Genomic DNA, 1,223 nt, shown 5'->3' on the forward strand with positions numbered 1-1,223 from the left:
TGTGAGTTCAACCGATGGATGCAACACATTGGTTAAAACGCTCTGCGGGTGATTCATAGTCTAGCGTTTTTCTTGGCCTCTCGTTGAGCTGCCTGGCAACACTGTTTAGTCTTTGCTGGCTGTGAACCGATAAGTCAGTTCCTTTTGGAAAATACTGCCTGAGCAATCTGTTCGTATTTTCATTGGAGCCGCGTTGCCAGGGGGATTGAGGATCGCAGAAGTAAACCTGAATATCTGTGGCTACAGTAAACCGGGTGTGGCTGGTCATTTCAACGCCCCGGTCCCATGTTAATGTTTTATAAAGCTCAGCAGGTAATTCTCGGGCTTGTTTGATGAGTGCAGATATAACCGTTATGGTCTTGTTGTCCCTGACTTTGGCCAGCATAACAAAACGGGAATGACGTTCTACGAGGGTGACGATATAGGAGTTTTTAGAGCCCTGGATCAGGTCACCTTCCCAGTGACCTGGTATAGCTCTGTCAGCGACTTCAGGTGGCCTTTCGCTGATAGAGATCGTATCCGGGATTGACCCTAATCCTTTCCCTTTAAGCGATGATGTTCTGGATCTACGCACGACTCTTCCGCTTCTGAGGCATTGCTGCAGTTCTTTTTTTAATGCCCCCCGGGTTTGTATAAAAAGCGTTTTATATATCGTTTCATGTGACACATGCATTTCCTGATTATCCGGATAACAGCGTTTCAGCCAACCGGCGATTTGTTCCGGCGACCAGTCCTGATGCATCTTCTCTGCGATGATTTTACACAGTGTGGGTCTTTCAATTAGCTTGCAAGGTTTTGGTCTCAGAGCATTTTCCCACGCAGCAGTATCCGCTTTTGATGCACGGTATTGTTTTGCACCACCGTGCCTCTTGATCTCGCGGCTAATTGTTGAAGGTGCTCTCGATAGCTTGTTTGCGATCGCTCTGATGCTGATTTTTGTTACCAGCGCTCTGGATATTTCCTCTCTTTCATCAAGTGAAAGAGCTAACGGGTGCCGCTTTCGGACAGGGGGACGATATCCACCAGTCTGGTGGATAGTGGGCATAATAGAAGAATGATATCTGTCGAACATTCTGGCGATATCATGCAGGGAATCACCTTGCTTATACCTGTCCCAGATAATCGCTTTCTGTTCTGGCGTGTAGTTAATGCGCGTTCTTCGTTTCATGGCAACGTCCCCCTTGATTAAGGATAGCGTTGCATCGACCCATTGAACTCACAGC

1 protein-coding gene is annotated in these 1,223 nt (G+C 47.3%); it reads right to left on the reverse strand.

All coding sequences use genetic code 11. The features are described from left to right. Window positions 1-7: 7 nt before the first annotated feature. Window positions 8-1,168 (reverse strand): IS30 family transposase, encoded by a 1,161-nt coding sequence (locus ACIPUG_RS21400; RefSeq protein WP_039520252.1) that lies wholly within the window; start codon window positions 1,166-1,168, stop codon window positions 8-10. Between the last annotated feature and the right edge of the window lie 55 nt (window positions 1,169-1,223).

Source organism: Pectobacterium sp. CHL-2024, assembly GCF_044751765.1.
GTDB lineage: Bacteria > Pseudomonadota > Gammaproteobacteria > Enterobacterales > Enterobacteriaceae > Pectobacterium > Pectobacterium brasiliense.